This window comes from Sphingobium indicum BiD32 (assembly GCF_000382885.1).
Lineage (GTDB): Bacteria > Pseudomonadota > Alphaproteobacteria > Sphingomonadales > Sphingomonadaceae > Sphingobium > Sphingobium japonicum_C.
Genome location: NZ_CAVK010000008.1, coordinates 21890 through 28856, shown reverse-complemented (window position 1 = coordinate 28856; position 6967 = coordinate 21890). Strand labels below are relative to the sequence as shown.

General features: G+C 58.6%; 4 protein-coding genes and 1 pseudogene. 3 read left to right on the top strand and 2 right to left on the bottom strand.

What is annotated here, in order from left to right; genetic code table 11:
* Window positions 1–750 (top strand): annotated as a pseudogene (locus tag EBBID32_RS23365) (IS66 family transposase); the annotation flags it as partial.
* A gap of 96 nt (window positions 751–846) precedes the next feature.
* Here the strand turns inward: EBBID32_RS23365 and EBBID32_RS00765 are convergent.
* Window positions 847–2210 (bottom strand): IS3 family transposase gene (locus tag EBBID32_RS00765; protein ID WP_231382068.1). Its coding sequence is split into 2 segments (ribosomal slippage): window positions 847–1860 and window positions 1863–2210, totalling 1362 coding nucleotides; the frame shifts between segments, so codons are not numbered across the junction.
* Window positions 2211–2583: 373 nt separating this feature from the next.
* On the bottom strand, window positions 2584–3525 hold the full coding sequence (locus EBBID32_RS00755; protein WP_037488025.1) for an NADP-dependent oxidoreductase: 942 nt from the start codon (window positions 3523–3525) through the stop codon (window positions 2584–2586).
* A gap of 600 nt (window positions 3526–4125) precedes the next feature.
* Between EBBID32_RS00755 and EBBID32_RS00750 the strand changes: the two genes are divergently transcribed.
* Complete coding sequence (locus EBBID32_RS00750) at window positions 4126–5412, top strand: MFS transporter (protein WP_006948944.1); 1287 nt, start codon at window positions 4126–4128, stop codon at window positions 5410–5412.
* Window positions 5413–5811: 399 nt separating this feature from the next.
* A complete protein-coding gene (locus tag EBBID32_RS00745) occupies window positions 5812–6924 on the top strand; it encodes an MBL fold metallo-hydrolase (RefSeq protein ID WP_231382067.1) in 1113 nt (370 codons plus the stop codon).
* Window positions 6925–6967 lie beyond the last annotated feature (43 nt).

Here is a 6967-nt window from a genome sequence, read left to right as displayed (position 1 = left end):
ACGGAAATCCTGACAGTCCCCGGCTGTTTGAGAAGTTCGGTGCACATCAACCGCTCAACCGCCAGCGTGATCGCTATGCCCGGGAAGGCGTGGACCTGAGTCTTTCCACTCTGGCCGATCAGGTCGGCACCTGCACCGCCGCGCTGATGCCGCTCTATCTGCTGATCGAAGCCCACGTCCTTGCCGCCGAGCGACTGCATGGCGACGATACGACGGTGCCAGTGCTGGCCAAGACCAAGACCGATACGGGCCGGATCTGGACCTATGTCCGGGATGATCGACATTGAGCGCGCCATCAACGGCAGACCGGCACAGGAGCGCCTCGCCCTTCGGCAGGAACTCAGCGCACCGCTGGTTGCCGATCTGGAAGAATGGATGCGGGAGAACCGGTCAAAGCTATCGAAGAACAGCGATGTGGCTGAAGCCATGGATTACATGCTCAAGGCATGGCCCGCTTTCGCCGCGTTCCTCGATGACGGCCGCATCTGCCTCTCGAACAACGCAGCGGAACGGGCATTGAGGGGTATAGCCCTGGGCAGAAAATCGTGGCTCTTCGCCGGTTCAGACCGCGGAGGTCAGCGTACGGCCTTCATGCTCAGCCTCATCGGTACGGCGAAGCTCAACGATATTGATCCGCAGGCCTGGCTCGCCGATGTTCTCGCGCGCATCGCCGACATCCCACAGCACCGTCTCCACGAACTGCTCCCCTGGAAATGGCGCACCGCAGAAGATCAACGCGAAGCAGCCTGATCCGTGGCCTTCACCGAATGCCTGTCCGTCGTCAGAACATTTGGCGCAACTCGCGGCGTAAATTAGCGGAGTGCGGACCTCGTCTGGGGGTGGATGTTAGGCGGCGAGCTTGCGGTGTTGCAAGCGCCGATGCTCGATGGTCTGTCGTTTGATCCTTTCACGCTGTTGGATGATGGCGGGCGCCCTGCCGAAGTAGGCGTCGGCGGGCGTCACGTTTTTCAGGCTCTCGTGGTAACGCTGGTGGTTGTAGTGCTCGACGAAGGCCTCGATCTGGGCCTCGAGGTCGCCGGGCAGGAAGTAGTTTTCCAGCAGGATGCGGTTTTTCAGGGTCTGGTGCCAGCGCTCGATCTTGCCCTGGGTCTGGGGGTGTAGCGGGGCGCCGCGCACATGACTCATCTTCTGAGCTTCGATGTATTCAGCCAGTTCGCCGGCGATGTAGCTGGGGCCGTTATCGCTGAGCAGCCTGGGCTTGTGCAGCACGGTGGCGCTGTCGCAGCCCGAGGCCTTGAGGGCGAGGTCCAGCGTGTCGGTCACGTCCTCGGCCCGCATGTTGGTGCACAGTTTCCAGGCGATAATGTAGCGCGAGAAGTCGTCGAGCACGGTCGACAGGTACATCCAGCCCCATCCGATGATCTTGAAGTAGGTAAAATCGGTCTGCCACATCTCGTTCGGCCGGGTGGTCTTGGTGTGGAACTGATCGGCGGCCTTGATCACGACATAGGCAGGGCTGGTGATCAGATCATGGGCCTTCAACAGGCGGTAAACCGTGGCTTCGGACACAAAGTAGCGCTTCTCGTCGGTGAAGCGCACCGCCAGTTCGCGGGGGCTAAGGTCGGTCTCTTCCAGCGCCATTTCAACGATCTGGTCCTGGATGTCGTCGCCGATGCGGTTCCACACCCGGCTCGGCGCCGATGGCCGATCCTCCAGCGCCTCCGGCCCGCCCTCGAGATAGCGGTCATACCAGCGGTAGAACGTCCGACGGGCGATACCGAGCTGGTCCAGCGTCCGCTTGGCGGGTAGGTGCGACTGCTCGACGATCCGGATGATCTCGAGTTTTTCGGATGCGGGATACCTCATTCGTCGTCGCCCCCATCCGCGATCATGCTTTTTTTCAGTAGACGGTTTTCGAGTGTCAGGTCGGCAACGCATTCCTTCAGGGCACGAGCCTCGCGGCGCAGATCCTGCACCTCGCCAGTGGTCGCGGCACGGGCGGTATCACCAGCCAGGCGGCGCTTGCCCGCTTCCATGAACTCTTTCGACCAGGTGTAATACAGGCTCTGCGCGATGCCTTCTTTGCGGCACAGCTCGGCAATGCTGTCCTCGCCGCGCAGCCCGTCGAGCACGATGCGGATCTTGTCTTCAGCCGAGAAGTGGCGACGGGTCTGGCGCCGAATATCCTTCACAACTCGCTCAGCAGGGGCCTTTGTCGGCGATTTTTTTAAGGAGGGTTGGGCCTTCATCTTCGTTCCTTCGTCACTACGACGAAGCCCCAACCCTCCTTAAATCACAACCTCAAATCTGTGCCATTGGTGCTGACGGCGGACAGCCTACGGTGCTGAGGCAATCATGACAAAATCAGGGTTGCTTCGGTCGGATAATGGCGATTGTAACAAGGGGATCCTCCGGATCCCCGCGTTTCCCGCTTACGCTGCATAGTAGGCGCCGATCCGGCTGACTTCAGCCACCGCCTAAGACTTCATTATATAGTCCGTGCCGTCTTCATTCAACGGCACGGACCAGAACACAAAATGCAGACGTAGTAAATTCGCCGTGATCCACAGCGGTCGAGAACCGCTCCATTCAAGAAAATCGAGTCGTACGGGAAGTGCTCAGTCAGAACTCGAGGACAAGCCGGCCGCGCAATCCGCCCCGATCAAGCCGTCGGTGAGCGTCACTCGCAGCCTCCTTTGGATAAGTGGCCACGACCCGGATGGTTAACTTGCCCTCCTCGGCCAAACGACGAAGCTCGTCCAGTTTCTCCCTATCCTCGGAATGGAGCTTCGAGCGAACCGGAGCTAGCTTGACTTCGCGTTCAGCTTCGCCGCTGTGCATACGCAAGGTTATAACGGTTCCGCCGTCCCGAACGGCTGGCGCGAGACGCTCGTTGAACAACGCGCCATCGATCGCTCCATCAACGCCATCAGGAAAATGCTCACGCACACGATCTGTGAGATCATCACCGCGGCGCAACACCAGATCTGCGCCAAAACCGGCAACGGCAGGTTCATCCGCTTCCGACGCGTCGGCGATTACCACCAACCCATCTTCCTTTGCGAGTTGCACGACATAGCCGCCGAATGTTCCTGCAGCACCCGTCACGAGGACCGTGCTTCCGGGCGTCAGAGCGAGCGTATCGAGCGCCACTCGAGCAGTCATCGCATTCATCAAAATGGTACATGCCTCGACATGGCTGAACCCACGCGGCGCCTTCACGACCGAGTTGGCTGGAACCGCCAGCATTTCGGAATAAGCGCCATAGGAGCCGTTAGGCGCTATGAAGGCCATTACGTGATCTCCGATCTTCAGGTCCGTCTCCACACCCTCGCCGATCCCGATGAGCACACCGGCCGCATCCATTCCGGGTACATAAGGCGGAGGAGCCGTTCGCCCAAACATCTTTACGTGGGTTCCACTGCGGATCAGCGCATCGGTAGGGTTGACCGCCGCAGCATGTATACGGAGCAACAACTGACCTGGACCCGCGACAGGGTCGGGCAGGTCCAGAATTTCGAGAACGTCGGGACCGCCAAAATCGATCAAGCCAACAGCTTTCAAGTGCTCTTCTCCTCTAGTATTTGCGCTGGACTATGTCCCAGACGCATCTTTCCGCCAAAGGCTGGAGAAGCGATCGCATCTCCGGTGAAGTACTAGGTTCCAGCCATCAAGTATGAAGAGCAGCGGTCCCCGTCTCCGGCATTCCCACCTAGCTCCGCTGACGCCGCAACCTCAGTTTGCTAGCAAAAAGCCTGCGCACAATTGCGCGTCATGAGCCTTCATTCCACCTATCGGAAGAGAGGAATGGGCTGAGAGGATGACGCAGCGGACGTAATGCCTGCCCCGCCGTTCTATGTAATTCAAGCCGTTCGCGATCATGAAAGATTTGCGGACTTCCGGAGGTCTTAATATCCGCTTGGATGTTCCGATTTCCCGCATAGCTTCTGAGAACGGAGGAGGCAGCCGGGCATTCAAAGCATTTATGCCGAACTTAAGATAGGTGGCCGGACAACAGCGCCTCTGCCATTGGGGTGCGTGCATATACCCCTCGCGAATCGGCGCCCTGATCTGCCTCACTTACTCCTTGATCGATGGACGAATGCAACCAGTTGTCCGGTGGTCCGGGCAAAAATGCGCAAACTAGGGACTGGAACTACTGGAATGACGCAGCCACTGACCCGATCTGATGAGTGGCGTCGCTATTGGCCGTTGGTGTTCGCCGCTTTTCTCGGACTCTCTTTCACTTCGGTCGCATCTATTTCGTCTGGTGTTTTCATTGGACCAATAGATCAGGAGTTCAATTGGATCCGAACGGAAATTTCCGCCGGGTTCACGCTCGCCAGTCTGATAACCATTCCTCTGTCGCCGGTGGTCGGCGCAATGCTCGATCGGTTCGGTGTTCGGCGAATCGTCCTTCCGGGCATCCTGCTGACGACCTTGGCCTTTGCCGCGCTCAGCTTTGCCGATGGCTCATTCAGCCAGTGGATGGTGCTGTGGTTCATCTACGGGCTTGCTGCCCTTTTAATCCAACCGACCTTATGGGCTGCGGCCATTTCAAGCACATTCAACGCGGGACGGAGTCTAGCGCTGAGTCTTGCTCTCAGTGGCATGTCTATGGCCCTGATCGTCGTCCCGCCACTGACCGAATGGCTGATCACCAGTTTTGGCTGGCGGAGCGCCTACATCTGGCTTGCTGCGGTATTCGGTACCCCGGCACTCCTGATGTCATTCCTCTTTCTCTACAGCGCCAAGGATCGACAGCGCCTCATGCGCACAAGCCAATCTGGCGTGGACCAGCGAGGACAGACGTCCGCAATAGTCGAACCAGCGCAGGAAGGTCTTTCCGTCGCGGAGGCCATCCGCAGCCTGGCACTCTACAGGATCGCGGGCGCGGCTCTTATCACCCTGCTGTTCGGCGCGGCCTTCCTGGTCCACCAGTTTCCGATCCTCACTGAATCCGGTGTCAGCCGTCATAACGCCGCGCTGCTCGCGAGCCTCGCCGGGGCTGGCTCTATAGCGGGAAAGCTCGTGACAGGTTGGCTGATGGACCGTTTCGACGGAGGCCTGATCGGCTGCGTCACCAACTCCGTCATGGCCATAGGCATGCTGCTCCTGCTCGAGCCCTTTCGCACACCCGTCACGATCGTTCTCGCGATGCTGATCATTGGCTATTCCAGTGGAGCGAAGCTTCAAATCTGCGCATTCCTCACTAGCGTCTACGGGGGCATGCGCAACTATGGAAAGATATTCGGGGTCATGGTAAGCATCATGGCAGGTGCTGGAGGACTCGGTCCACTTGTAGGCGGAGTAATCTACGATCTGGCGGGCGGATACAACGCGCTCATCATCGCGGGAATTCCAAGCAGTTTGATTGCAGGACTGTTACTCTTCAGGCTCGGACGCTATCCGCACTGGAACCGGCCGCTCGAGACTAGAGGCTGCGTTTGAAGTCGACCTTTCGTGTCAAGTAGTTTACCTGATACTTTCCATCACATTGATCTCTGGGAGACGTAGCAAATTTGGTTCGGCGCCAAAGAGGGACAAGTCCGATGTGCTCAATACCAATGCTTTGTTGGTCTCGCTGCTGGAAAAATTGAGCCCTCAAAGTCCAATACGCTCGAGAACGCCCCATGTTGGTTCAATAGAACCGTTGATCAAACTCCCATTTCGGAAGCTCTACCGCATACCGAACGGACTGGGCTGGGGATTGGTCTCAAACCCGTCTTTCGATGGGTTATGTCCTCACTCAATCAGGATATGCAACATGTCGCGCGCCAAAGATGGCGGTTGTGCAGATTGCCCCACCTAAATCTCCTCTCAATCACAGACAGACATGACACGAATGATTTGTCCGATGCAGCCACGCCGCGCGAGAGCCCATGGCATGAGAAGAATGCGAACATGACGGACCAGTTGACCTATCCTCCCATCGAACTGCCCGTGATCGGCGAAGGCGTCGCAATCGGCATTGCCGAAGGCGTCTATTGGCTACGCATGCCGATGGGCGGCAGCCTTGAGGCGATCAACGTGTGGGCGTTGGCCGACGGCGATAGCTGGACGATCGTCGACACGGGCTTGCGAAGCACGGAATCGGCGGCCGCCTGGCGCAAGGCCTTCTCATCTACTCTGAAAGGACGGCCGGTCAGGCGCATTATCGTCACACATCTTCATCCTGATCATAGCGGCATGGCAGGGTGGCTCGCACGGAAGCAGTCCGCCCATCTCTGGATGACACGGCTGGAATATCTTACCCTCCGGGTCCTCACCAACGACACGGGACAAGAAGCGCCTCACGAGGCGATCAATTTCTATAAGAAGGTGGGTTGGGACGACGATGCGCTCGACCATTATCGAGCGCGATTCGGTGATTTCGGCAAGATGCTATATCCACCGCCCAACAGCTTCCATGCATTAGAGCACGGCCAGCGGCTGACGATCGGGGACCGCGAATGGGTGGTTGTCGTAGGCAAGGGGCATTCGCCCGAGCATGCCATGCTCCATTGTCCCGAAGCGCGATTATTAATCTCCGGCGACCAAGTGTTGCCCACAATCTCCTCCAACGTGTCGGTCCAGCCTCTGGAACCTGATGCCGACCCCCTGACCGACTGGCTTGTGTCCCTAGACGCCATCCGTCGCGATCTGCCAGATGACGTTCTCGTCCTCCCTGCACACGGTCAACCGTTCCATGGGCTACACACGCGCATCGGCAGTTTACTGGAGGGGCATGAGCGCCGCCTCGAGCGACTTCTAACACTGCTCGAAACGCCCCAGCGGGCGATCGACGTCTTTCCGGCCCTATTCAAGCGCCAAATCGACAGACCGCTACTAAGCCTCGCCACGGGCGAGAGTCTCGCACATCTAGCCTGTCTTCGCAGCCGGGGGCTGGCGATGGACGAAGTGGATGATGCCGGAACCTGCTGGTGGCGGGCGTCCGACACCACCCCGACCGTGCAAGCCTAGCCACTCTGTTCCGCCTCGCACCCAAGCCGACATATCACCCGAA